Below are 24,731 nucleotides of genomic sequence, written 5' to 3'. Positions count from 1 at the left end.
AATGACTAACCCATCACAGCGTCTGCACGGGTAGAGAAACGGTAACCTGTACCACGAACAGTTTGGACATAACGATCGGCTTGGAAAGGTTCAAGAACTTTACGCAAACGACGAATATGCACGTCAATGGTACGGTCCTCAATATACACGTTTCCACCCCAAACCTGATCTAATAATTGAGCACGGGTATAGGCACGTTCAGGATGAGTCATGAAGAAGGCCAGTAGACGATATTCAGTCGGTCCCATATCTAAAATGGTGTTACCAAAGCTGACACGTTGGCTGACTGGATCGAGGATTAAGCCATTGGCATCAATGGTTTTTTCACCCCCCAATGCATTTGAGCGACGTAGCACCGCTTTAATGCGTGACACCAACTCACGGGTGGAAAATGGTTTGGTCATGTAGTCATCTGCGCCCGCGTCTAGACCTTGGACTTTATGGTCTTCTTCGCCGCGCGCAGTGAGCATGATGACTGGAATCTCTGACAAATTTTCATCGCGTTTTAAACGACGACATAGGTCTACACCACTCACGCCGCCAGGCATCATCCAATCTAATAAAATCAGTGCAGGACGCTGATCCACAATCATTTGGTGCGCTTGTTTGGCATCTTCAGCTTGCTGACATTGAAAACCAGCCATATCCAGTGAAGTATGGATCATTTCCCGAATCGGGAGTTCGTCGTCGACGATTAAAATATAGTCATCTTTCACAGCGCAATACCCTATTTTATGTAAACGGTAGACCGTTTTATATTTATGACAGGCTTATTACAAAGATTAATTATGACAGTATCATTGCAAAAATGATCTTTCATTGGGGTTTAGAAAGAAATTGTGACAATTTAAATCCTGAAATATTCAACAACATGGGCTTTGCATCATGCTGTTGTCACAAAAAAATCATTCAAAAAATTGTAAAGATCAGTGTTGAGGCCAAAATTTATTTACTGGGTTTTTCAGAAAAAGCATCCAACAAGGCCAAAAAGACCACGCTACATGACGATAAAACCTCATCAATCGGCTGTTTATAACCACTCATGACCCAACGAATCGCGATTTGAGTGACATAACCATTGAGACCAGTTGCGACCATCGAAATTTCACGTTCTGAACGATCAATATTCGGCATCATGAGCATGACAAAGGCATGAATCATACGGTCAAAGCGCATCATGGTTTCATGAATCGTGGCTTGGTTATGTAGCTCTTGTACCAACATAGCATCGATGTAAATGATGCGCGCCATACGGGGATTATTTTTTAAAGTTAACAGTAGGGCGGTTAAGCCCGCTTCAATCATTTTTTTAGAATCGGTAGATGCTTGCATGATGGCTTGCATCACATTTTGTTGCAGTTCATCGATTAATTTTAAAAAGATGGTCTGGAACAGTTGCTCACTTTTCTTAAATGATTCATAAAAATAGCGTTCGGTCAGCTTGGCTTCCAAACAAATATCTTTCACAGTCACTGAAAAAAAGCCATGTGTTCCATAGGCTTCTATACCGGCTTCAATCAGTTTTTCACGTCGCGCTTGCTTACGTTCACTGAGAGAAAGCCCTTTAAATTGACGTTCCTTCACATTTTTTGCCTGTTGTTGTTCTGTGTGATTTGTTGCATCTGTCATGAAAATATACGCTGAACTAAAGCAGAATTTTGTCTTATTTTAGCAATAATTTCAGTTTAAACCTATGTTTAAGCATTGGCGATTTCAACAGCTTAGCACGTCCTAAGATGACATTGACAATATGTATTGTCAAAACTATATTAAGTCGACGAACTGCACACATTGGCAAATGAGATCACGCTGTGATAAAGCCAAGCGGCAGCATAAAGGAATAAGGAATCACAATGAAAAACTTCAAAAATAAAGTGGCTGCCATTACAGGTGCAGGTTCAGGTATTGGTCAGCAATTGGCTGTGCTTTTGGCTAAACAAGGCTGCCATCTGTCTTTAAGCGATGTGAATGAACAGGGTCTAGCGGCAACCGTTGAATTGGTTAAAGCCAGCAATGTACGTGTAACCACGCAAAAACTCGATGTGTCAGACCTTGCAGCAATGAAAGCATGGGCAGCACAGACTGTTAAAGATCATGGTTCGGTGAATATGATTTTTAACAATGCGGGTGTGGCATTGGGTACGACCGTTGAAGGGGCAAGCTACGAAGAGCTAGAGTGGATTGTCAATATTAACTTCTGGGGTGTGGTTTATGGCACCAAAGAATTTTTACCGTATATCAAGCAAAGTGGTGAAGGTCATATCATCAATATTTCCAGCTTGTTTGGCTTAACAGCACAGCCAACACAGTCGGCATATAATGCCACTAAATTTGCAGTACGTGGTTTTACCGAATCTTTACGCCAAGAATTGGATATTGAAAACTGTGGCGTGAGTGCGTTATGTGTACATCCGGGCGGTATTCGTACCAATATTGCCAATGCCGCAAAAATGAATGACAGCTTGAAAAGTTTAGGCATGAACCCACAAAAATCGGCACAGTCGTTTAATAAATTCTTGCGTTGTCCACCTGAAGAAGCGGCTCGTCAAATCATTGAAGCAGTACAAAAAGATAAGCGTCGTTTATTGATTGGTAATGATGCAAAAGCGATTGATTTAATTCAACGTTTGCTACCGACGGGTTATCAAAAATTAACTGCCATGGCGACTAAATTTGGTCAATAAGCGGTAATTAAAATCAATTGAAAAGAACCCACGTCAGTGGGTTTTTTTATGCTCTAGTAATATTAGAAGCGCAATTTGATCCAAATAAAAGAACGATACGCGGTAGTGTCATCCGCAATTGTTTGAGACAAGAAGACTTTTAATCAAAAATGTTTTTGCGATCCTTTGAATCATTTGATGGTATTGAATGAGTTTTGTCGTTGAGGTGTATTGCACCGCAAGATGGTTTCCTTCGAAGCACGCTTCTCATTTTGTCGAATGAGAAACAACGTTTCGTAAGAGTACCTCCAGCCGAAGGCTAATCCCGTTATTCAATCCCTAGATGTAAGACTCCATCGAATAGATTTAAAAATCATTTTAAAAATCTGAAATTACTTTTACAGGCGTAACATCAGTTATTAAAAGCCCAAAGCGTATTTCTTATTTCATAAAATGAGATATAAAAATGGAAATAACTGATGATTTGAAATAAGCAACTGTTGAATAACCAACAGTTTTTTGGCGTTTAAACCAACAGAATTTATCAGATTTAAATAATAAAACTTTAAAAAATAATTACTTAAAATGTTGGCACAGTTGTTGCCATATTAGAGTGAACAAAACTCACCACTGTATGGAACATTTATGAGTACTTTTACGCATCGATATCTTTCTGCTTTTCGTGTCCTACAACAGGCATGTTGTTGTGCTATGACACTCGCGATGATGCGCGCTTAAATTCTAAAAGCTGTCTTCGAGTTTCGGTCGTGCATAAGTTGAATAAAACCTACGACCACTCAGATTAATTTTTAAAAAACCCACGCAGTACATTCACTTCATGCACCTTGCATGGGGTTGGGGGATTTTGCGCTTTGGGAAAAATGTTAGTGAAACCAAATCATGAAAAAAACCACATTAACCGTTGCGGTCGGACTGATTTTATCCGCAACCAGTCAGCTGAGTTTTGCATCCGATGAAGCACTTCAGCAAGAACTGAGCAGCTTAAAACAACAAATTGAGAGTTTGCAAAAACGCTTAAATGCCGTGGAATCTGGTGCGACGAAAAGCCAAGTCGTCGAAACGGCCGCTGTGACGACAGACGATACGAGCAACGCCGCTGATGTTGAAGGTGAAACGCAAGTTGCAGAAGTGACCACAGCAACATCCGAAGATATCGACGGCTTACGTGCAGATATTGAAAACTATAAGTACGATCAGTCACGTCAATATGAACGTCAAACTACAAAATCGACTCGTGATACAACCCTGTATGGCACAGTTCAACTACGTGCCAGTGCGCTCGATGAAACGGGTGTGTTGGGTGCAACCAAATCGACATTTGATATTGGGACTGCGCTAATTGGTGTGCGCGGGAATTTATTTCGTGATTATAACGAAGGCAAAAACCTCGATTATCAATTGTCCTTTGGTTATGGCAAACGCAATGATGGCACCAATAACAGTAACTTTAACTTACTAGATGCCTTTGTTCGCTATAACGCTTTTGCCACCAATGCGGGCCCTGAAACTGCCAAACTCAACTTTACGCTCGGTCAGCAGTTATTGCCATTTGGTCTAGATGTGCAGTCTCCTGAAGATTTGCGTCCGACCATTAGTACCGCTGCAGCTTCGACCTTTTTAGGACTGTTTAACCGTCAAAATGGATTTATCGTCCGTGGTGATGCCAAACCTTTTGTCGACTTTGCATCGAACTACCGTGCGCCGCTGTTTGAGTATGCCTTAGGGGTAACCAATGGGAATGCCAGTAATAAGGCGGATGACAACAACGGCAAAGATTATATCGGTCGTGTGGCTTTTACCTTGCCAGTGGACTACGCCACCATTTTCCGTGAGTTGAAGTTCGGTGCCTCTTATATCAAAGGCGAATCGAAAATTTCAGCCGGCGGAATCAGTGATGATGCTGCAAAACGTGATCGTTTGGGTTTCGATATTTATTATAACCACGCTCCATTTGGTGTGACCTATGAATATCTGCAAGGCAAGACCGATTATGTCGACACTGTAGCCCAAGACATCAAAGAAGCCAAAGCGGAAGGACATACTTTTACCGCTTTCTACACCTTGGGTGATCAGTTCTACAACAGTATTAAATCCAATGCTAAATTTGATGATTTCTGGCCGAAGTCAGTCCAAGGCTATTACCGTTTTGACCGCTATAACCCGAATAAAAACAACGCAAGCTATCTCGACACCGCGAGCGGTCGTATTGGTGAATATGACATTCACTCTTTGGGCTTAAACCTATTTTTTGCGCAAACCACAAAATTCCAATTACAGCTGAATCACTACCTGTTTGATGTCGAAACGGCAAATCAAAAAGACACCAATGAGCTGCAAGCTCAGGTTCAGTACACCTTTTAATTCAAATATTTAAACTATTAAGGAACATTTAAAATGAAAATTATCTCTAAAAAAATCGCAGCTACATTCTTGGCACTTTCAGCACTTGGTTTAAGTGTTCAATTGCATGCTGCCAATCCCAAAGAAATTCGTATTTCTGTATCAGGCGCGGGTGAGGGGGGTAAACCCAAAGTGGGCGGTAGTTTTGTAGCTACAGCACATTTACGAGGTGTGCTCGAACAAGAATTTAAAAAAGATGGCATTAAGGTGAATTGGCTGTTCTTCCCAGGAGCAGGCCCTGCAACCAATGAAGCTTTAGCCAATGGCAAAGTTGACTTTGCATTGCATGGCGATTTGCCCTCATTGGTTGGACGTTCAACGGGATTAAAAACCAAAGTCTTGTTTTCAACAGGGCGTTTTGGCCCAACTTATGTGGTGGTGCCTGCCGGCTCTAATGCCAAATCCTTTGCAGATCTCAAAGGCAAAAAATTCTCCGTCTTTAAAGGCACCAATGGTCAGATCGTCTTTAACCGTGTATTAGCAAAATACAATTTAACTGAGCGCGATTTACGAGTGATTTCGCAAGATGCCTATTCGGCGCGTACTGCGTTAGCGACAGGTGATATTGATGCCACGATTACTTCACCGTTTAGTTTGCAAGCGCGTGGTGTGGCGAAAACATTACTAGAAATTAAAGATCCCAAAGTTGCACCGATTGCGCACTTTTGGGTGACAGAAAGTTTTGAAAAACAATATCCAGAGGTGGTGCAACGTGTCGTGACGACACTGATTAAACAAGCGCAGTGGAGTTCTCAAGAAGCCAACCGTAGTGCGCAATATAAACTTTGGGCACAAAGTGGCATTCCGTTGGTGGATTATCAAAAAACGTGGGATGGCTGGAATTTAAAGGACCGTACTACACCGCTACTAGACGAGTTCCATCGTTCACAAATTGATAGTGCTTTAAAAATTGCCAAAGACGCTCGCTTAATCCGTCGTGATGTAGATACCAAAACATGGTATGAGCCGAAGTATCTAAATAATGCCTTGAAAGAGCTGAAGTTAGAGGGTTACTGGCGCCAATTTAATGCTCAAGGTCAACCGAAGTAAGTCGCAGCCATGAGTCGTCCGATTGAAAGCAATGTAATTGCCAGTCCATTAACCACCAAATTTATGAGCAGTTTTGTGCTGCTCACGATTTTGGCTGGACTGGGTGTGGGTGTCGCACGGGTATTAATTTCCTTGTATGCCGTGCATTTAGAAGCCACCGAATTGCAATTGGGGCTAATTTCTGCAGCGCAAAATTTTGGCATTTTGATCATGGCATTGCCGATTGGTGTTTTGGTACAGCGCTTTGGGTCTTTGAAAATATTCTGCATGGGCAGTGTGTTGGGCGCCGTGGTGTATAGCTTAACGCCACTCAAAGCCGGTGCATGGTATCTCTTTGCAGTCACAGCCTTAGTAAGTTTTGTCTTACCCATGCGTTTTGTTTCGATCAATACCGTTTTTTGAGCAACTTAAAGCGTTTAGGTCCAGCCCGTGCGGGTTGGTTTCGCGGTTCGCACATGATGGGATATTTCCTGATTGCACCTGCATTGAGCGTGTTGTTGATCGAGCATTTCGGCTATGGCGGAAGTTTTTATGTGGTGTCTTTGCTTTTTTTAGGCACCTTGCTGTTGGCTCCGTGGTGCTTTCAACGTAGCACTCCACAAGCGACGAATCGCCCGCATTTTCAATGGCGAGATATTGTGGCGCCTTTGGCACTCATCAAAACCCATGCCTCACTGCGGATTGTTTGCATATTGGAATTTTTGAGCAGCATGGCAAATAACTACTTTGGCTTTTTCATTGTGGTGATTGCTATCCAAAGTTTTGCACTTTCAGAGCCAATGGCAGTGATGCTGCTGACCGTACAAGGCATTGTCTTTGTGGGATCGCTATTTAGCATGGGCGGTTTGGCTGAGCTGATGGGATATCAAAAATTTTATTTGATTGGCCTAAGCCTGATGGCAACGGCATTACTGATCTTAGCCCTAACCAAGATCACGCTGTTGATGTGGCCTGTTTCGGTCATGTTTGGACTTGGACTCGGTATGTTGCATATCGCCAATTTTATGTCTTTCGCCCGAGTGGGTGAGCAAACCGCGATGGCTAAGATTTCTCCAATTTTAGCCCTCGTCGGACCTTCGGGTGGACTGTTGGGTGGCTTGATAGGCGCCGTATTTGGCGCACAGGTTGGACTACAAAATTTATTTTTACCAATCGGGCTGGTGTTTATTGGTCTGATTATTTTGATCAGCAAAGATCAGGAATTTATTCAATTTTTAAAACCTGATGTCTCAGAACAGAGCGTAAAAGGACAAGAATTATGAGCCTTACGGATGTATCTGCACATTCGGTTCCCTTGCAAAGTGACCGAAGTGCGTTGGATTTTTTTAAGACCTATTTAAAACTAACTTTGCAAGTGGCGTGTGGACTCCTGATGCCAGTTTTATTGTTCGGTTTGTGGTATGTGGCAACACTCAAACATTGGTTGCCAGAGCAAATTTTACCTGCACCGAGTTTGGTGTGGCAAAGCACAGTTGAATTATGGCAAAGCGGTGAATTGAGTTTTCATTTTGCCATCAGTGCCAAACGTATTTTATGGAGTGTCTTGCTTGGTGCCAGTGTCGGGATTTTGCTTGGTACTGTGTTGGGATTGGCCAAACGTAGTCGGGACTTTATTTTTCCGACGGTGAATCTTGTTGCGCAATTTCCCATAGTTGGCTGGATTCCATTATTGATGATTTTCTTAGGCATCGATGAGGCTTTGAAGATTGCCGCTATTTCATTGGCTGTTTTACCACCGGTGTTGATTGCAACCTATAAGGGCATTACTCATGTGCCGAATAGTTTGATGGAAGTGGCAGAGGTTTACCAATACAGCAATTGGCAGAAACTCAAAGAAGTGATTTTCCCAGCTGCACTACCCAGTGTGATCAGTGGTTTACGTCAAGGCATTATGCAGGCGTGGTTGGCATTAGTTTTTGTCGAGTTATTAGCAAGTAGTGAAGGAATTGGTTATTTCATGGTGTGGGGACGTCAGCTAATGCAGATGGACTTGATCTTCATGGCGATCATTCTGATTGGTATTACGGGCTATGTCTTAGATACCTTGCTGGCTTGGTTAGAAAAAACTGCGCGCTTTCACGCAACCCGAGTAGGAGGGAACTCATGAGCATTCTTTCATTACACGGGGCAGCGCGCCAAGTCTTAGTTAAAGCAGCAAAAGCACTCGTTCTACCTGTGGCATTTATCGCACTGTGGGCAGTAGCCTCACAGCAAAATTGGGTTGATCCAAAGTTGATTCCTAGTCCATGGCTCGTGCTGCAAAAAGCAGTAACCGTGCTCCAACAACCGAGCTTTTTGACAGGCTTTGGCGAAAGTTTGGCGCGAAATTTTATCGGCTATGGCATAGGTGCGATAGCAGGTGTGTTATTTGGCATCTTAATCGCGAGTTCACGCCTTTCGAATTGGTTATTTGCACCGAGCTTTCATGTATTGCGTCAAATTTCACTGTTTGCATGGTTGCCACTAATTTCGACTTTTTTAGGTGAGGGACATGGCGCCAAAGTGCTGTTTATTACTTTGTCGGTGTTTTACCCCGTGGCGCTACATACCTTTGAAGGCGTGAGCAGTATTTCGCATAAATATCGTGAAGTGGCCGAAGTCTACCAATTTCCCAAGACATACGCGTTTCGTAAATTGATATTACCCGGTGCTTCGGCGCAGATTTTTGTCGGTTTACAACTTGGGCTGATTTTCGCATGGCTTGCCACCATCGGCTCTGAATTTTTATTGGCGAACTATGGCAATGGTCTAGGCAATATCGTGATCCAAGGGCGTCAGGCTTTTGATGTCGAACTGATTATTTTTGGCATGTTGCTGATAGGCATTGTGGGCGTGTTGCTCAATACGGTACTGACTTGGGTTGAGCGTAAAGTTTTAGCTTGGCAGCAGGTTGGATAGGAGAACATAACAATGAAAAAAATGACAATCCATAACATTCCTCAACTCTGGCGCAATATGTTCCTTGCAGCATTGGTCGGTGGCACAGCCTTGGTTGGTTGCAGCACGCAGCGAGTGGATGAACCTCAGCAAGTGGCTTTAAAAGAACTACGTTATCAAAGCTATCCGGGACTGGTGTCCTTACCTGAATTGGCACAAGACTTGGGCTATTTAGGCGACGTTAAACTCAGTTATGTCGGCACAGTACAAGGTGGGCCACAAGATTTACTCACTTTGGTGGCCGGTGATGTTGATTTTGCTGGCGCCTTTAATGGTGCTGTGGTGAAGGTCATCGCTGCGGGTCTAGATGTCGTTCCCGTAGTGGCTTCTTATGGCAGTGATGCTGAACAAAACGTGGGTTTCTACGTGCTAGAAAATAGTCCTATTCGTGGCCCACGAGACTTTATCGGCAAGAAAGTCGCAGTGAATGCCTATGGGGCACATTATGACTTTGTGGTGAAAGATTATTTGGCCCGTCATGGCTTAACTGAGGATGAAATCCGTCAGGTCGAACTGATTATGTTGCCACCGATGAGCTCAGAACAAGCTTTACGGAATGGGCAAATTGATATTGCGGTGTTCTCAGGCATTTTGGAAAAACGGGCCTTAAAACATGGTGGTGTACGTAGCATCTTTAAAGATATTGATTTATACGGGCCCTTTACCGCAGGCAGTTTTTCGATGCGCGGTGAGTTTATTCAAGCGCATCCCGAGTTGGCTCGCACTTTTGTCAGTGGCGTGGCCAAAGCTCAAGAATGGCTACACCACACGCCGAAAGAGCAAATCATTGCCCGTATGGAAAGCATTATTGAAAAACGTCAACGCAATGAAAATACAGCACTGATTCCATATTACACAGGCACAGGTGTCCACGAAGTCGGTGGCGTGCAAAAAGATCAGGATTTTGCCCCATGGGTGAGTGCCTTAGAAAAAGAACACAAATTAAAACCAAATCAAATTGAGGTCAGTCGCATCTATAGCAATGAATTTAATCCCTATGCGCAAGACCCAAAATCAAAAGGAATATAACAATGACCAGTGCATTACATTTAGATCACGTGCGTAAGGTATTTCCTGCACAAAACCATGTCGGCAGTAAAAATTATAAGCCTGAATTTGTTGCCGTAGAAAATGTCACTTTGGATATTCAGCCGGGTGAATTTGTTTCAATCGTGGGGCCAAGTGGCTGCGGAAAATCTACATTATTAGACTTAATTGCGGGTTTAACCAAACCGTCTGCAGGGCAGATTTTACTGAGTGGTAAGCAGATTACTCAACCGGATTTAGACCGTGGCATTGTGTTTCAGCAATATGCGCTCTATCCATGGTTAACCGCACTGGAAAATATCGAATTTGGTCTAGAAGCCAAAGGCGTAGCAAAAAAAGAACGCCGTGAAAAAGCCGAATACTATTTGCAGCTTGTGGGTCTCAGTGGCTTTGAAAAGCATTATCCAAATGAACTCTCGGGTGGGATGAAGCAGCGGGTTGCGATTGCCAGAAGTTTGGCTTATGAACCAGAAATTTTATTAATGGATGAGCCCTTTGCTGCCCTAGATGCGCAAACCCGAGAAACCTTACAAGCTGAGCTGATCAATATCTGGAAAAGTTCGAAAAAAACCATTGTTTTTATTACTCACAGTATTGATGAAGCAATTTATCTGAGCCAGCGTGTGGCGATTATGACCTCAAGACCGGGGCGAATTAAGGAAGTGATTGAAATTCCGCAAAGCCTGCGCAGCTCCAGTGAAGATGTCCGTTCATTGCCTGAATATGGCCGAATTCGCCATAAAATTTGGTCATTGCTCAGTGAAGAAGTGATTAAAGCGCAAGCCCTCGAAAAACATAAACAGCTTGCACATAACTAAAATATTCAGAGGATTCATTTATGTCATCGACTAAACAAGCCATCAGTTATACGCAATCGTATAACGACATTAAACCCAGACTACAATTCACTTGGTTAAACACGGTCTTTAAACGCACCATTGCCATTGTGGCTTTTTTCTTGCTGTGGGAGATTCTGCCGCGGAGTGGTGTGGTCAATCCGGCTTTTTTACCGCCGTTATCTGTGGTGTTGGAAACTACATGGCAGCTATATCAAAGCGGTCAATTAGGCATCCATTTCTTGGCCAGTATAAAGCGTTCCATTATTGGCTTCATTTTGGCCCTAGCGATCGCCATTCCTTTAGGTCTCATCATTGGTTGGTACAAGCTCGTGGCTGAAACCTTAAATCCATTGTTAGAATTGTTTCGAAATACCACAGCATTGGCATTAATGCCGCTGTTCATCTTATTTTTAGGTATTGGTGAAACTTCAAAAATCAGCCTGTTGGTGTATGCATGCACATGGCCGATTTTATTGAACACCATTACAGGCGTACAAACAGTCGATCCTTTACTGATTAAATCGGCACGAACCATGGGCCTAAAACCCTATCAATTGTTCCGAAAAGTGATTCTGCCTGCGTCGGTTCCGACGATTTTTGTCGGTATCCGTCTGGCAGGGGCGATTTCGATTTTGGCCTTAGTTGCAGTAGAAATGTTTGGTGCCAAAGCAGGCCTAGGATATCTGATTATTTATTCGCAATTTAGCTTTGAAATTCCACAAATGTTTGTAGGCATATTAGTCATTACCCTCGTAGGCTTATCCTTTAACTATTTCTTGATTGGACTAGAAAAATACTTTACAGCGTGGAAACGAAACCCCGTGGAATAATCTAGACAAAATGGAAAAATAAATAACAACCTCGGGATATACCGAGGTTTTTTATTACTGATTTTTTATATTTAAAATAATGCAATGAATAAAGAATAATGTAGATGAATATTTATGTATCAGTTTTTGGGATTATTATTTTAATGTGGAATAAATAAAAATATGACTTATTTATAATAAGCCATATTTAATTAGGCGAGTGCGAATCACGTTCCTTGTCACTCCAAGCAAACGAGCCGTATGCACTTGATTGTATTGACAGTGCTGATACGCACTTCGGATAAATTTTTCTTCAATCAGCTCATTAATATTGTCATGCTTAAGTTGATTTGCGGCTTGAAAAATTTGTAAAAAGGTCTGCTCAAGTAACTGTCCAGCATCTTGAATATCTTTGATGTTGGCTACAGCAGAGGTGGCATTTTGTAAGTTAAAAGGTTCTGCACGCGAAAACGACGATGCACTTTGAATACTCGAAAAACTAATATCTTCTGGTTCAATCACACCTTTTTCACTGACTAAAATCGCATGTTGAATGGTATTTTCTAATTCGCGAATATTTCCCGGCCAGCTATGTAAATGGAGTTTCTTGAGCGCCAATGGGCTGAGGCGTAATGGTGTGTCATGTGGGTTGGTTTGATAGACCTGAATGAAGTGTTTAACCAAAGGCAAAATGTCACCACGACGCTCTGAGAGACGTGGAATGCGTAGCAACGCCACATGTAAGCGGTAGAATAAATCTTCCCTGAAACGCCCGTCCTGTACTGCATGCTCTAAATCGACATTGGTTGCGGCAATGATCCGAACATTAATTGGAATGGATTTGAGTGAGCCGACTCGAACGATCTCTCTTTCTTGTAAAACACGGAGTAATTTGACTTGCATAGGCAAGGACAGGTCACCAATTTCATCTAAAAATAAGGTGCCATTATGGGCTGCTTCAAACCAACCGACACGGCTATTAATTGCCCCTGTAAAGGCTCCTTTTTCATGTCCAAATAATTCGCTTTCGACTAACGATTCGGTAAAGGCACCACAGTTCACTGCGATAAATGGACCTTTGGCACGATGGCTTAATTGGTGGATTTGGCGTGCAACTAACTCTTTTCCTGTGCCTGTATCACCAATGATGAGTGCATTGGCCTCACTTGGTGCAATTTGTTCAATTCGAGACAACAACGCTTGCGATAACGGATCTGCAAAGACCGTTGCTGTTGCCCGTTTATGTTTCAGTGCAGAGGGCACTGCAGGGTGGGTCAAAATAGACATATCGTTTCTTATAGTTGTTGAAAATGCAGATCATGATGAAAGATTTAAAAATAAAAGATAAATAATAATTCGATATTTAAATATCAGTTTCACCGATAAATTCATGCGTGGATTATTTATCTGATTTTAAGATAAATAAAATCGGGATAACTAAAGGATAAATCAAGATATAGCAAGTGATTGAACTGTTTTATAGTAAAGCTCTCTAAATAACAAAAGGCATAATTAAAATGGCGATTACTTCAGTAAATGTGCGAAACCAATTCAAAGGCGTGATTAATGAAATCGTAGAAGGTCCTGTGGTTTCAGAAATTGATGTGGAAACCAAAGCGGGCTTTTTTACGTCCGTGATCACGACACGTTCGGTGAAGGATTTAGACTTAAAAGTAGGTTCAGAGGTGGTGGTGTTAATTAAATCGACGGAAGTGTCACTGGCTAAACTCTAAGGTTTAGTCCAGCAAAGTTTGTCAGCACAAATAGAGAATAATGATATGAGCGTAGAACAAGCTGGTTCGGTTTCTATTCAGCAGCTAACGAAACATTATCCCACACAAAAGCAAGAAGACTTAACCGTACTTAAGGACATTAACCTGAATATTCAGCCGGGTGAGTTCATTAGTATTGTGGGAAGTAGTGGCTGCGGAAAATCCACATTATTACGGTTGTTGGTTGGTCTAGAGCGTCAGTTTCAGGGCCAGATTTTGGTTGATGGTCAGCCTATACAGGGCACGAGTTTGGAACGTGGTATCGTGTTTCAAGATCATCGCCTGTTTCCATGGTTGACGGTACGGGAAAATGTACGGATTGCATTGCATAAAAGCCAGTTTAGCCGTGCAGAAGAAGATGTATTGATTGATGAACATTTAGAGTTGGTCAAATTAACCCAATTTAAAGATGCTTATCCTTCGCAGTTGTCTGGTGGGATGAATCAACGTGTGGCGATTGCCCGGAGTTTGGTGAATCGACCACAGATTTTGCTGCTCGATGAACCCTTTGGTGCACTTGATGCGTTGACGCGTCAAAATTTACAGGATGAATTACAGCGAATCTGGCAAAGTGAAAAAATCACCATGATCATTGTCACCCATGATGTCGAAGAAGCGGTATTTTTGGGTGATCGGGTGGTGGTCATGCAGCCACATCCGGGACGAATTAAACGTATTGTAGATATTCATTTAGCCCATCCGCGTAAACGCGAAGATGTCCGTCTGACCAATATTAAAAATGACATTTTGACTGACTTTAGTGATCCAGTAAAAGATCAGTTGCTTGAACCTTTATCTCACCGATTTGCCGATTATAAATTTGCATGGTAAGTCTGAATTGACCATCACCTAGACAATGTAAAAGCCCTGAATTCAGGGCTTTTTTTTAGGCTTATCAAATATAGGTCAGTATGATCATCGCTTAAGTTGGATTAATATCAGTCCATAAAAATGCCCCAGTTGGGGCATTTGTTTTTCAGTTTTATTAAACGTTGGTTTATGAGGCTTGGGAGGTATGTCTTTTTTCTAAAACATATTGGTTTTCAGGTCGTTTTAAACCTAAGTTTTCTCGTAAGGTCTTGCCTTCGTATGCCGTTCGGAATAGACCGCGACGTTGCAGTTCAGGAACGATGAGATCGACAAAATCATTTAACCCCGCAGGTGTTGTTGGCGGTAGGACATTAAAACCATCGGCAGCGTCATTCTCAAACCATTCTTGCAGTTGATCTACGACTTGTTCAGGCGTGCCAATCAAGGTCCAATGTCCACGGGCTGAAGCGATATATTGATAGAGCTGACGAATACTAAAATTGTGCTTACGGGCAATATCAATCATCATTTGCTGACGACTGGAGAAATTAATGTCTGCATCTTCTATTTTCGGGAAAGGGGCATCTAGATCAAATTTGGCCAGATTAATGCCACCTGCCAAAGCAGACAATAAACTTAAACCCACTTCTGGGTGAATTAAACTATTTAAAAAGTCATATTTTTCTTGGGCTTCTTGCGCTGTCTTGGCAACAAAAATCGAAACCCCCGGCATAATTTTGAGATCATCTGCATGGCGTCCATATTTCACTAAGCGGTTTTTGACATCACGATAAAAGGCTTGCGCATCTGCTAAATTCTGCTGTGCTGTAAAGATCACTTCGGCATATTTACCGGCTAGTTCACGACCATCTTCAGATTGTCCCGCTTGTACAATCACCGGATAGCCTTGAGGTGGGCGAGAGACGTTGAGAGCCCCCAGTACCTGATAGTATTTGCCCTGATGATTGGGCTGATGTTGTTTGCGGGCATCAAAAAATTGCCCAGTTTCTTTGTTGTAATGGAAGGTATCATCCTCCCAAGAGTCCCAAAGTTTTTGAGTGACTTCAATAAATTCATCGGCACGTTCGTAACGCTCTTTGGGTTCAGGGTGCTGCTGAATGTTAAAATTTTTTGCGGCATCGGCAGAGGCTGTCGTTACCACATTCCATGCAGCACGACCTTTAGAAATATGATCTAAAGAAGCAAATTTACGCGCCAAAATATAAGGGTCTTCATAAGTCGTAGATGCTGTGGCAATAAAGCCAATATTTTGCGTCACAGCAGACAAGGCTGCAAACAATGTGACGGGTTCAAAGCCGACGCCTTTATCGCCTAAACCTTTTTCACCTTCGACAGCAGAACTCCAACGGACAGACAGACCATCGGCAAGAAAGTAGGCATCGAATAGACCACGTTCTGCGGTTTTTGCCAGTTCAATTGCATAATCAATATTGAGATGATCTTGTGGGCGAGATTCTGGGTGGCGCCAACCCGCGACATGCTGTGAGGTGGTTGGAATAAAAGCCCCAAGCTTTATTTGACGTTTAGACATAAAAAATTTCTCATCCCAATTATTCTTAAAAGATAAAAGGGATAAGAACAAAATCTATGCCAAACCGTAATTGTTTGAAAATATGCAATTTTTAATTTTAATTGGTTCTAGGTGTAGATAAATCAACAGGATATAAAACCAAATGTTGAAAAATAAACAGCAGTTTAACGGCAAACGTTATGCATGGATCAGTACAAGATTTTCCATATGTAAACTTAAAGCGTGTATTGGCATTGAACGCTATTAGCAAACTTTATAGCAATACTTTGATGGCTTTTCGTCTCCATACCAGTTGGTAATACAGCCCTTGTAAAATACATAAGCTGACAAAAGCCAAAGCATAGGCATACCAAATGCCTTTTAAGCCCCACCATTCACTGAATAGGTAGGCACACGGCACTTCAATGCAAATAATCGCCATAATATTAATAATCATCGGCACGGTCACCGTTCCACTGGCCCGCATAATGGAAGCAAAAATAGCACTGGCACCAAAAAATAAAATCGACCAAAGCACAATGAACAGCAATTCTTGACCGAGAACCACAACTTCAGGGTCTGTAATAAATAGCGCCATTAAATATTTAGAGAATAAATAGCCCAATGCCACCAAGATGCCAGTAATAATGAAATTCATCCCGATGGCCGTACGTTTCACGCGATTAATTAGTTCAGATTGACCCGAACCGATGGCTTGCGCGGCAAAAATAGAAGCTGCAATCGCGATGGACAAGGCCGGGAATTGGATATAGTTCAAAACCTGATTGACCGCGCCATATGCAGCAGTAGCATCAGCACCATGGCGGTTAACTAAACCGACAATCACGAGACCGGCCACAGAGGTCGTGACCATCTGTATACCCGTAGGAATGCCTAGTTTTAAGATAATTTTGCTGAGATCATGTTGATGGCGAATATGACGGAGTAACGCGAAGTCAAGTTTGAGCGGATGATCTTTCTTTTTTAAGTAGAAATATAAAAATACCAAGGCAATTAAAAAGCCGATATGACTGGCAATGGCAGGGGCAATAATACCTAAACTTGGAAATCCAAATTTTCCTGCAATCAGTATTGGTGTAATGATCAGCCCTGAACCAATGGTCATACCCGATGCAATCAGCGGTGTTGTACTGTCACCGACCCCACGCAAAATCGAGGTGTAAATAATATAAATAAAGAGCAGTGGGCTACCGGCAAGCATCCATTGCACATATGGTAAAGATAAATGCATCACGTCTGGGGCTGTGCCTAAGGCCAATAAAATGGGCTTGGCAAATATCACCCCTAAAAAGGCAATGATGCTGCCACCAATCAAGGTCATAAACAGGGTGGAGCCCACGACGGTACGAACTTTGTCAAGGTTTTGCGCGCCCCAAGCTTGCCCCACCAACACGGTTGCACCTGCCGAGAGCCCGATCACAAAAGCCATTAAACAGAACAAGATCGGGAAAAATACCGCAACCGCTGCAATGGCATGCACCCCAAGCATCTGACCGACAAAAACGGTGTTAATGGTCCCAGATAAATTCTGCAAAATATTGGTGGCGATCAAAGGCACCAGAAAAACTAAAAACGTTTTCCATAAATTTTGCTGAGTAACGAGGGACTGTTGTTTTGACATGCTCAGGTCCTAGACGCGGCTTTTTATGATTTTAAGTTACTGATAACACTATCATGTTGGCATTCAAAAAAGCCTTAGTTTTTGAGTAACCAAGGCTTCATTATTTCTACATGTCTGTTTTAAAAAAAACGTTTGGGCAGATACGGCTTTAAACCGCGGAGAGAATCTCTGCAGCTCGATCTAAGGTGGCATCTTGTTTGGCAAAACAGAAACGTAATAATCGTAAATTTTCCGGCGGTTTTTGATAGAATACCGAGACAGGAATCGCCACGATTTTATGTTGCTCTGCCAACAACTGACACATCTCCACATCGCTTAAATCTGGGCGTATGGCACTGTAATCAAGGTTTTGGAAATAGGTACCTGCCGATGGAATCAACTCAAATCTAGAGTGGCTTAAGCCGGCATTGAAACGGTCACGCTTGGCTTGGTAAAAATCGGCCAATTCAGCAATGTGCTCAGGATGTTCTGCCATAAAGTTAGCCAATGCCATTTGTACAGGCGTAACACCGCAGAAATTGGCAAATTGATAAATTTGGCGAAACACTTGCATCAAGGCTGGCGCTGCAATGCAATAACCAGTTTTCCACCCTGTGACGTGAAAAGTTTTACCAAATGAACCCACGACAAAACTACGTTCACGCAGCTCAGGAAATGACAAAGCAGATAGATGCTGACGACCATCAAAAATTAAATGCTCATAGACCTCATCTGATAGCACAATAATATTTTTATCTTGAATCAGTTCGATCAAGTTGAGCCAGTCCTCACGATCCCAAATAGCACCTGTTGGATTATGCGGTGTATTGACAATAATCATCCGGGTTTTATCGTTAATCGCAGCGGCAACACGATTCCAATCCACAGTAAAATGGGGCGTCTCTAAGGCAATGTGAATGGGATGAGCCCCAACCAATTTTACACTGGGCGCATAACTGTCATAGCTCGGATCAAAAATAATCACTTCATCATCCGCATGAACCACGGCTTGAATGGCACTAAAAATACCAATGGTTGCACCCGGGGTAATGGTGACTTCGGTGTGAGGGTCAATATTTAATTGGTCGCGATGGGCAAACAGTTGGACCAATTGCTCACGCAAATGTATCAGTCCATCGCCGGGTGCATATTGGTTAAAACCTTGTTGCGTCGCATCACTTAGCGCATTTAACAGTGCAGGAGGTGCAGGGAAATCAGGAAAACCTTGAGATAAATTCAGTGCATTTAGACGCTGCGCCATTGCGCTCATGACGCTAAAAATAGTCACACCTTGTGCAGGCAGTTTGGATTCAATTGTGATCATGGAGCTTAAAAATTTTTAATAGGTTGCATTTTGAGTGTAGCAGCATCTCAGCGACTGCGAAAAGTTAGATCCGTAAAATTGATCCAGTATTGATGTTCCTATTCACTTGAATCCTAAAGTGATGTGAAAGCCAAAAAGAAGAATTCAACAAATTATTTGCAAAATGGGGTAGACGAAAAAATAATCATTTCCTAAAATGCCGTCATTAAAAAAATTAAATACATAATAACAATGCTTAAAAATATTCACGCCATGGTGGAAAACTTTGGCTTTAGCGTACAGAAACGTGCGCTACACATTCATTTCTCAAATGAACACCTAAATTCTGAAGTTTTTATTCAACGGATTGAAGGTCAACACCGTATCAATCAAGGCTTTCGTGCGGAAATTATTTGTCTCTCGACCAATGCTCATCTTGCTTTAAAGCAGTTTATCGGTGGCCGAGTGGCTGTCGATCAAGTGACAGATTTGGGACAACTCAGTCGCCTGACTGGGGTGATTACCGGGGCAAGCCAAGGTCAAAGTGATGGTGCATTGACCGTTTATAAGCTGGTGATTGAGGATGCCACAGCACTCTGGCATAAGCGTCGTAACAGCCGTGTCTTTATGAATAAATCGGTTGGGGAGATGACCGAGATTATTTTTAGTGAATGGCAGAAAAAAAGTGCGCTGTTTGCTGCCAGTTTAAGCTTGAACTTAGAGGGGCTGGCACGTACCTATGATGTGCGTCCATTCACCATGCAGGCGAATGAAAGTGATTATGCATTTTTGACCCGCCTTTGGCGCAGTGAAGGGATCAATTGGTTAATTGATGAAGCGGAGTTATTTGTCGCATTTTCGGCTGCACCGATGCAAGCACAGCAGCTGCGTTTAATTGATACGAATCAGGCTTATAGTGCTTTGGAACGGAAAAAGATTCGCTTTCATCGTAGTCATGCCACGGAACGTTTGGACACAATCACCAGTTTTGTGGCAGAACGCTTTTTACAATCGACCACGATTCAAACGCAGCGTTGGCAAGCTCAACATTTGGCACAAGACCAAAGTAATCCGCTCTTAAGCGCCCATGCACAGAGTGAGCAACAGCACAATGAAACCTTAAGTTTAGAGCAGGCGTGGACCATGAGTTCGGCTTGGACAACCGACCTCAAAGGTGCAGATCAGGCGACCACTTCAAATACACAGCAATTGGATCAGTTGAATCGGCAACTCAATCAATATCAGGAATTACAAGCCAAATATTTTACCGCCAGCAGTAGCGTAAGGGATGCACAAGTTGGGTATTGGTTTGAATTAGAAAATCATCCTGAAATCGATCAACATCAAACGACAGATCGTGAATTTCTCATACTAGGCAAAACATTTTATAACCAAAATAATTTACCCAAAGACATTTTGGTTCAATTAGAAAAGTTACTTGCCGCGAGCCGTTGGCTATCTTTAGGGGATGAACGGCAGGCCAACGAGCTGTATGTGGTCCGTCGGCAAATTTCTGTGGTGCCTGAATATGATCCTTTATTACACCGGCCACCTGCGTTTCCACAGCGGGCTAAAGTGGTCGGTCCAGAAGGTGAAAGTATTTATGTTGATGCTTGGGGGCGTATCAAAGTTCGGTTTACGTTCACCCGCAGTGATGACCACAGTCATGATGGTGGAGCAGGGAGTAATGATAATGACAGTGACTCAGCTTGGGTCGATGTACTGACCCCATGGGCGGGTGAAGGTTATGGGGCACGTTTCCATCCTCGTATTGGCGAGATTGTGGTCATCGACTTTTTTGAGGGTGATGTGGATCGTCCCTTTGTAGTAGGGCGTATACATGAGGCTGAGCGCTCTCAGACCATGTTTGATCTCAAAGGTCAGCTTCCTGAAACCAAAAAACTCAGTGGTATTCGCTCGCAAGAAGTTGCAGGAGCAGGCTTTAACCAACTGCGCTTTGATGACACGACGGGGCAGATCAGTACCCAATTACAAAGTAGTCATGCGGCGACACAGCTGAATTTAGGTAATCTCAGCCATCCTAAAGAACAAGACAGTAGCCATGGCCGTGGTGAGGGGTTTGAGCTGCGAACGGATGCTTGGGGAGCAATGCGTGCAGGTAAAGGTTTACTCATTAGTACCTATGCACAGGATAAAGCAGTTGCCGATCATCTTGCTGCTGCTGAAGCTCAGTCTCTTTTAAATCAAGGGCATCAGAACATGAATATGCTGAGCGATTTAGCCGTAAAGCAGCAGACCGATGCATTAAATGTGATTAATCGTTTGCCGAAGTTAATAAACTCTTTAGAAATCAAAAGTACTGCCGAAGGTGTCAAAGCGACTTTAAATTTGTTCAAGGAGGAGCTAAGTCGAGACCCATTGGCAGCGTTAAAGAACTGTAAAAGTTTTGTCAAAGAAATGGGCTCAATCGCACATGATGTCAAAAGTACAGTAAAAGAATTTAAAGCATTTTTTAATGATGCTGAAGATGCCTTTGATAACTTAAAGTCTGTCATAGATCATATTGAAGAAAATGGTAAAGATGTGATTCAAGGGCGGGTCGCAAGTCTGAAAAGCAACCTAAAAGAAGATCCATTAAAAGCATTAAAAGATGTGGGCAAATTGATCGAAGACATCAAATTTAACCCTGATGATTTATTGAATAATGGTGGTTTTGGTTTGCCACCAGCGATGACACCCATAAAAGCATTAGAAAAAGTACAAGGCTTTATGGAAGGCTATGCGCAAGGTTTAGAAAAATCTAATACAGCGGCAAAACAAGAACAAGGCAAATTATTCCGCCAAGCACTGATGTTACTTGCATCACCTAATGGTATTGCACTCACTACACCGGAAGATATTGTATTACAAGCCTCACAGGATATTGCAGAAAGTGCACAAGGTTCGATTAATTTCAGTGCTCAAAAGAATATTGTTGGTCATGCACAAGACAAAATCAGTCTGTTTGCGGCTCAAAAGGGCCTGAGTGCTTATGCCGCAAAAGGGAAAGTTGAATTACAAGCCCAAGATGATGCTATTGAAGCAATTGCACGAAAGGTGATTAAGCTCATTTCAACGGAAGATAAAATTGAAATTACCAGTCCTAAAGAAATCGTGCTGACCGCAGGCGGTTCACAGCTGAAAATTAATAGCAGTGGAATATTTACCACGACAGGCGGCAAGTTTGAGAGTAAGGCGGGGCAGCATAGTTTTGTGGGAGGCGGAACTGCAATAACACCTAAAGTAAGTTTGCCAAAGCTAGAAGCAATTTATAGTAATCAGGTTGATTACACTTGGAATGAAAATTCCACAATAGAAAAAGAAATTATTATTTTAAATGAAAAGCAGAATGTCTTATTAAAAGCTAAAAAAGATTTATTAGATAATGAAAATAAAATAAGTTCTTTACGATTTTATACACCAAAAGCGGATGATTTTATTGCGTTAGGTTTCGATTCTTCATATGTTTCGCTGAAACAAAAACGATTAGATGGTGATAATAAAGATGAATTATTAGAAGAGGCTTTACTTGAGTTTGATGATAATAATGTATATACAAGTGAGGATTTTTAAATGGCTGAATTAAATACAATAATAGCAAAATTCTTTGATAGTTCTGGAAAGTATGTAATTAATTTAAATGTAAAATCTAAATACCTAGGATCATCGAAAGAAAATTTAAAAAAAACAGATGTTAATGGTCTTTTTATATTTCAAGCATCGCCGGATAGAATGATAGAGATATTGGCAAAACCTCCTAATCAGAAGGATTACACATCATTTAAATTAATTAATTCTTCAATAAGCTCATCAGAAAAGAATCCTATTATAATTAACTTACCTAAAACAATTGAAGAATATCAAAGAACAAGCAATGTAAGTCCTAGTAAAGGAATAGTTAGTACATTATTTAAAGTATTGGATAGTAATGGGAAAGCAATGGTTAATTTCCCCATTCAGTCAAGACCAAAAGGTAAGGGGAGTTCCCCAGATAAATACACCAATGACCAAGGTATTGTTGAGGTATTATCATCACCAAATAGAGATATTGAAGTTTTAGTACTTACTTCTAATGATCAATTTGAGCTTAAGTTTTCTGGAAATTCGGGGGCTGGAAAAGAACAACCTATATTAATTAAACTTAATGAGCCATATAATAATTTTAAAGGTTTCACCCTAATAAAGGTGTTAGATAAATCAGGTCAGCGTTATGCGGTTCAAGATGTTGATGTTGAAATGATTTTTGATAATGTTAACAAGAAAAATTTTAAAGTTAAAAACGGACAGTTGAAATTAACAAATTGGGTTGGTCAAAAAATTAAATTGACTATATTTAAACCCGATGGAAAACCTTTAGATTCAGTAGATTTTATGGTTAGAAGAGTAAAAGAAGAATTTATTGATTTACAATTAGATGTAGATGTTTTAAATGGAAAAACAGCCCAAAATGATCCAATTACGCCACAGCGGATAGAAGATACCTCTGCGGGAGAGATAATTTCATTAAGCTTTTTCAAAGAAGTTTATGGAACAAAAAAATTGTTTTGGCATAAAACAATGAATGGAAGACCAACTCAAAACTCGACTCCAGAACAATTTTTACCCGCTTTAAATAAGGGATTGTTGAAGTATAAAATGACAGATAAGCTTATATTATGTCATTTTCTTGCTCAAATTTATCATGAGTGTGATCATTTTAATACCTTGATTGAATATGCAAGTGGAAAGGATTATGACATTGGAAATTTTCCTCCAGAAGTATGTAATGCTCCTAAGAGTAGATCATGTAGAAGACGTAAACAAATTTTAGCAGAAGGAAATACGACTCCAGGTGATGGACCCAAATATAAAGGTAAAGGTTTAATTCAATTAACGTGGAAAAGTGCATATCTTAAATATAAAAAATATTCAGGGATCGATGTGGTAAGTGATCCAGACTTATTATGCAATGATCTTTTTCATGCTGTGGAAAGTGCAGTATGGGCATTTAATGAGTTTAAAAATGCGGATAGTTTAGTTCGTAATGGTTATATTGATTTTACAAAAACATACTCAGATTCATATCATTTAGGTGTAGTAGAGCAGGTAAGCAAAAGGATTAATGGTGGTACAAATGGCCTTGCTGAAAGAAAAAGCTTATTTTTGAAAATATTAAGAGAGGTTGAAAAGCGAAATGGGTTCAAATAATTTTTTTATTTTTCTATTTATATTGGTTTATTCCACATTTGCATGTGCCGATAATAAGCTGGTTAAAGAAAATAATAATATTTTTTTTAAACAGGGCAATGCTAAAATTTTTCTATTTACTGATGAGAATTACTGTTTTGATAAAGATGCTTTTTCAATTGAAAATTTAACTAATGATAATAAAAGATATTTATTTGTAAATCACACTGATGATTGTAACTCTGGGGGTAAATATGAAATATTCGATATATCAGAAAATAAAGCAAAAAAATTCTATCTAAGCCCTCTATATGATCCAGAATTTGATATTAATGAATATAAAATTATTGAAAGGTTTAATGATGGAGCTGTTGGGTATACTCGAATATATGTTTTGAAAAATGGTAAATATCTCCTGTCAGAAGAATTGAAAACACTAGATAGTGATCTTAATTTAAGTAAGGTTTATTCAGGTGGGTTGTTTAAAATGTATTTAAAAAACAATTCAAATCAAGTAGTGAAAAATTTAGAAATAAGCGCAAATAAAGCATATTTTTTTAATAATGAATTAAAGAAAACAAAATCATATATTATTCGTGGTGATAAAGTAAAAATAGATGGCTTGATTGAGAATAATAACCTGATTTATATTAATGTTGAATTTAAGGGGTTGGGTAAAATAACAAAAGGCTATATAAAATTATCAGATGTTTTGTAATAATCTTTAACAATTTATTTGGGCTTCATTTATTCAATATAGAA

At 41.1% G+C, this 24,731-nt stretch carries 21 protein-coding genes; 15 read left to right on the top strand and 6 right to left on the bottom strand.

The window, feature by feature from the left end:
• Nucleotides 1–5: 5 nt before the first annotated feature.
• Both phoB and B1201_RS13835 read right to left on the bottom strand, forming a co-directional pair.
• Complete coding sequence (gene phoB, locus B1201_RS13840) at nt 6–716, bottom strand: phosphate regulon transcriptional regulator PhoB (RefSeq protein ID WP_078194048.1); 711 nt, start codon at nt 714–716, stop codon at nt 6–8.
• Nucleotides 717–945: 229 nt separating this feature from the next.
• Nucleotides 946–1,629 carry a TetR/AcrR family transcriptional regulator gene (locus tag B1201_RS13835; protein ID WP_078191503.1) on the bottom strand — a complete coding sequence of 228 codons (684 nt, stop codon included), beginning with the start codon at nt 1,627–1,629 and terminating at the stop codon, nt 946–948.
• A gap of 224 nt (nt 1,630–1,853) precedes the next feature.
• On the opposite strand from B1201_RS13835, the gene B1201_RS13830 reads away from it, so the two are divergent.
• The 10 genes from B1201_RS13830 to B1201_RS13785 all read left to right on the top strand — a co-directional run bounded on the left by B1201_RS13830 (nt 1,854) and on the right by B1201_RS13785 (nt 11,787).
• Complete coding sequence (locus B1201_RS13830) at nt 1,854–2,684, top strand: SDR family NAD(P)-dependent oxidoreductase (RefSeq protein ID WP_078194047.1); 831 nt, start codon at nt 1,854–1,856, stop codon at nt 2,682–2,684.
• Between the two features lie 879 nt (nt 2,685–3,563).
• Nucleotides 3,564–5,045 carry a carbohydrate porin gene (locus B1201_RS13825; protein ID WP_078194046.1) on the top strand — a complete coding sequence of 494 codons (1,482 nt, stop codon included), beginning with the start codon at nt 3,564–3,566 and terminating at the stop codon, nt 5,043–5,045.
• Nucleotides 5,046–5,078: 33 nt separating this feature from the next.
• Nucleotides 5,079–6,134, top strand: a complete 1,056-nt coding sequence (locus B1201_RS13820; RefSeq protein ID WP_078194045.1) for an ABC transporter substrate-binding protein — start codon at nt 5,079–5,081, stop codon at nt 6,132–6,134.
• A 9-nt stretch (nt 6,135–6,143) separates the two neighbouring features.
• The gene (locus B1201_RS13815) at nt 6,144–6,536 is read left to right on the top strand and encodes a hypothetical protein (protein WP_078194044.1); all 393 of its coding nucleotides are present in this window, start codon (nt 6,144–6,146) and stop codon (nt 6,534–6,536) included.
• A complete protein-coding gene (locus B1201_RS13810; protein ID WP_171263804.1) occupies nt 6,533–7,396 on the top strand; it encodes an MFS transporter in 864 nt (287 codons plus the stop codon). Before B1201_RS13815 ends, B1201_RS13810 begins: the two co-directional genes overlap by 4 nt.
• Entirely contained in the window at nt 7,393–8,241 is an 849-nt protein-coding gene (locus tag B1201_RS13805; protein ID WP_078194042.1) for an ABC transporter permease, read from the top strand. The genes B1201_RS13810 and B1201_RS13805 overlap by 4 nt, the downstream gene beginning before the upstream one ends.
• Nucleotides 8,238–9,032, top strand: a complete 795-nt coding sequence (locus tag B1201_RS13800; protein WP_078194041.1) for an ABC transporter permease — start codon at nt 8,238–8,240, stop codon at nt 9,030–9,032. Before B1201_RS13805 ends, B1201_RS13800 begins: the two co-directional genes overlap by 4 nt.
• A 12-nt stretch (nt 9,033–9,044) precedes the next feature.
• Nucleotides 9,045–10,100: an ABC transporter substrate-binding protein gene (locus tag B1201_RS13795; protein ID WP_228144788.1), complete on the top strand. Its 1,056-nt coding sequence runs from the start codon at nt 9,045–9,047 to the stop codon at nt 10,098–10,100.
• A gap of 2 nt (nt 10,101–10,102) precedes the next feature.
• Nucleotides 10,103–10,936, top strand: a complete 834-nt coding sequence (locus tag B1201_RS13790; RefSeq protein WP_078194040.1) for an ABC transporter ATP-binding protein — start codon at nt 10,103–10,105, stop codon at nt 10,934–10,936.
• Between the two features lie 20 nt (nt 10,937–10,956).
• Nucleotides 10,957–11,787, top strand: coding sequence for an ABC transporter permease (locus tag B1201_RS13785; protein WP_078194039.1), 831 nt, complete (start codon nt 10,957–10,959; stop codon nt 11,785–11,787).
• 171 nt (nt 11,788–11,958) lie between these two features.
• Here B1201_RS13785 and B1201_RS13780 read toward each other — a convergent pair whose 3' ends face one another.
• The gene (locus tag B1201_RS13780) at nt 11,959–13,053 is read right to left on the bottom strand and encodes a sigma-54 interaction domain-containing protein (RefSeq protein ID WP_078194038.1); all 1,095 of its coding nucleotides are present in this window, start codon (nt 13,051–13,053) and stop codon (nt 11,959–11,961) included.
• 230 nt (nt 13,054–13,283) lie between these two features.
• On the opposite strand from B1201_RS13780, the gene B1201_RS13775 reads away from it, so the two are divergent.
• Nucleotides 13,284–13,499, top strand: a complete 216-nt coding sequence (locus B1201_RS13775; protein WP_067765474.1) for a TOBE domain-containing protein — start codon at nt 13,284–13,286, stop codon at nt 13,497–13,499.
• Between the two features lie 45 nt (nt 13,500–13,544).
• Nucleotides 13,545–14,369, top strand: coding sequence for an ABC transporter ATP-binding protein (locus B1201_RS13770; protein WP_078194037.1), 825 nt, complete (start codon nt 13,545–13,547; stop codon nt 14,367–14,369).
• A 166-nt stretch (nt 14,370–14,535) separates the two neighbouring features.
• Here B1201_RS13770 and B1201_RS13765 read toward each other — a convergent pair whose 3' ends face one another.
• The 3 genes from B1201_RS13765 to B1201_RS13755 form a co-directional block, all read right to left on the bottom strand.
• On the bottom strand, nt 14,536–15,900 hold the full coding sequence (locus tag B1201_RS13765) for an LLM class flavin-dependent oxidoreductase (protein WP_078194036.1): 1,365 nt from the start codon (nt 15,898–15,900) through the stop codon (nt 14,536–14,538).
• Between the two features lie 253 nt (nt 15,901–16,153).
• Complete coding sequence (locus B1201_RS13760) at nt 16,154–17,521, bottom strand: MATE family efflux transporter (protein WP_078194035.1); 1,368 nt, start codon at nt 17,519–17,521, stop codon at nt 16,154–16,156.
• A gap of 148 nt (nt 17,522–17,669) precedes the next feature.
• Nucleotides 17,670–18,824, bottom strand: a complete 1,155-nt coding sequence (locus B1201_RS13755; RefSeq protein ID WP_078194034.1) for a methionine aminotransferase — start codon at nt 18,822–18,824, stop codon at nt 17,670–17,672.
• A 231-nt stretch (nt 18,825–19,055) separates the two neighbouring features.
• Between B1201_RS13755 and B1201_RS13750 the strand changes: the two genes are divergently transcribed.
• Genes B1201_RS13750 through B1201_RS13740 form a run of 3 tightly spaced genes read left to right on the top strand, consistent with a single transcriptional unit; the run spans nt 19,056 to nt 24,687 of the window.
• The gene (locus B1201_RS13750) at nt 19,056–22,376 is read left to right on the top strand and encodes a type VI secretion system Vgr family protein (protein WP_078194033.1); all 3,321 of its coding nucleotides are present in this window, start codon (nt 19,056–19,058) and stop codon (nt 22,374–22,376) included.
• Complete coding sequence (locus B1201_RS13745) at nt 22,377–23,990, top strand: glycoside hydrolase family 19 protein (protein ID WP_078194032.1); 1,614 nt, start codon at nt 22,377–22,379, stop codon at nt 23,988–23,990. It abuts the gene before it with no gap.
• Nucleotides 23,977–24,687 (top strand): hypothetical protein, encoded by a 711-nt coding sequence (locus B1201_RS13740; RefSeq protein ID WP_168378810.1) that lies wholly within the window; start codon nt 23,977–23,979, stop codon nt 24,685–24,687. The genes B1201_RS13745 and B1201_RS13740 overlap by 14 nt, the downstream gene beginning before the upstream one ends.
• The last annotated feature ends 44 nt before the right edge of the window (nt 24,688–24,731 follow it).

Source organism: Acinetobacter sp. ANC 5600 (assembly GCF_002018395.1).
Lineage (GTDB): Bacteria > Pseudomonadota > Gammaproteobacteria > Pseudomonadales > Moraxellaceae > Acinetobacter > Acinetobacter amyesii.
Note: the sequence above shows the minus strand (reverse complement) of the source record. Positions and strands in the feature narration are given on the sequence as shown.

What these genes read in the sequence shown, in the direction of transcription:
- B1201_RS13770 (WP_078194037.1), top strand. Translation starts at nt 13,545, where the DNA reads ATGAGCGTAGAACAAGCTGGTTCGGTTTCTATTCAGCAGCTAACGAAA.
- B1201_RS13820 (WP_078194045.1), top strand. Translation starts at nt 5,079, where the DNA reads ATGAAAATTATCTCTAAAAAAATCGCAGCTACATTCTTGGCACTTTCA.
- B1201_RS13805 (WP_078194042.1), top strand. Translation starts at nt 7,393, where the DNA reads ATGAGCCTTACGGATGTATCTGCACATTCGGTTCCCTTGCAAAGTGAC.
- B1201_RS13830 (WP_078194047.1), top strand. Translation starts at nt 1,854, where the DNA reads ATGAAAAACTTCAAAAATAAAGTGGCTGCCATTACAGGTGCAGGTTCA.
- B1201_RS13795 (WP_228144788.1), top strand. Translation starts at nt 9,045, where the DNA reads ATGAAAAAAATGACAATCCATAACATTCCTCAACTCTGGCGCAATATG.
- B1201_RS13780 (WP_078194038.1), bottom strand. Translation starts at nt 13,053, where the DNA reads ATGTCTATTTTGACCCACCCTGCAGTGCCCTCTGCACTGAAACATAAA.
- B1201_RS13750 (WP_078194033.1), top strand. Translation starts at nt 19,056, where the DNA reads ATGCTTAAAAATATTCACGCCATGGTGGAAAACTTTGGCTTTAGCGTA.
- B1201_RS13755 (WP_078194034.1), bottom strand. Translation starts at nt 18,824, where the DNA reads ATGATCACAATTGAATCCAAACTGCCTGCACAAGGTGTGACTATTTTT.
- B1201_RS13765 (WP_078194036.1), bottom strand. Translation starts at nt 15,900, where the DNA reads ATGTCTAAACGTCAAATAAAGCTTGGGGCTTTTATTCCAACCACCTCA.
- B1201_RS13815 (WP_078194044.1), top strand. Translation starts at nt 6,144, where the DNA reads ATGAGTCGTCCGATTGAAAGCAATGTAATTGCCAGTCCATTAACCACC.
- B1201_RS13760 (WP_078194035.1), bottom strand. Translation starts at nt 17,521, where the DNA reads ATGTCAAAACAACAGTCCCTCGTTACTCAGCAAAATTTATGGAAAACG.
- B1201_RS13745 (WP_078194032.1), top strand. Translation starts at nt 22,377, where the DNA reads ATGGCTGAATTAAATACAATAATAGCAAAATTCTTTGATAGTTCTGGA.
- B1201_RS13775 (WP_067765474.1), top strand. Translation starts at nt 13,284, where the DNA reads ATGGCGATTACTTCAGTAAATGTGCGAAACCAATTCAAAGGCGTGATT.
- B1201_RS13825 (WP_078194046.1), top strand. Translation starts at nt 3,564, where the DNA reads ATGAAAAAAACCACATTAACCGTTGCGGTCGGACTGATTTTATCCGCA.
- B1201_RS13800 (WP_078194041.1), top strand. Translation starts at nt 8,238, where the DNA reads ATGAGCATTCTTTCATTACACGGGGCAGCGCGCCAAGTCTTAGTTAAA.
- B1201_RS13790 (WP_078194040.1), top strand. Translation starts at nt 10,103, where the DNA reads ATGACCAGTGCATTACATTTAGATCACGTGCGTAAGGTATTTCCTGCA.
- B1201_RS13835 (WP_078191503.1), bottom strand. Translation starts at nt 1,629, where the DNA reads ATGACAGATGCAACAAATCACACAGAACAACAACAGGCAAAAAATGTG.
- B1201_RS13785 (WP_078194039.1), top strand. Translation starts at nt 10,957, where the DNA reads ATGTCATCGACTAAACAAGCCATCAGTTATACGCAATCGTATAACGAC.
- B1201_RS13740 (WP_168378810.1), top strand. Translation starts at nt 23,977, where the DNA reads ATGGGTTCAAATAATTTTTTTATTTTTCTATTTATATTGGTTTATTCC.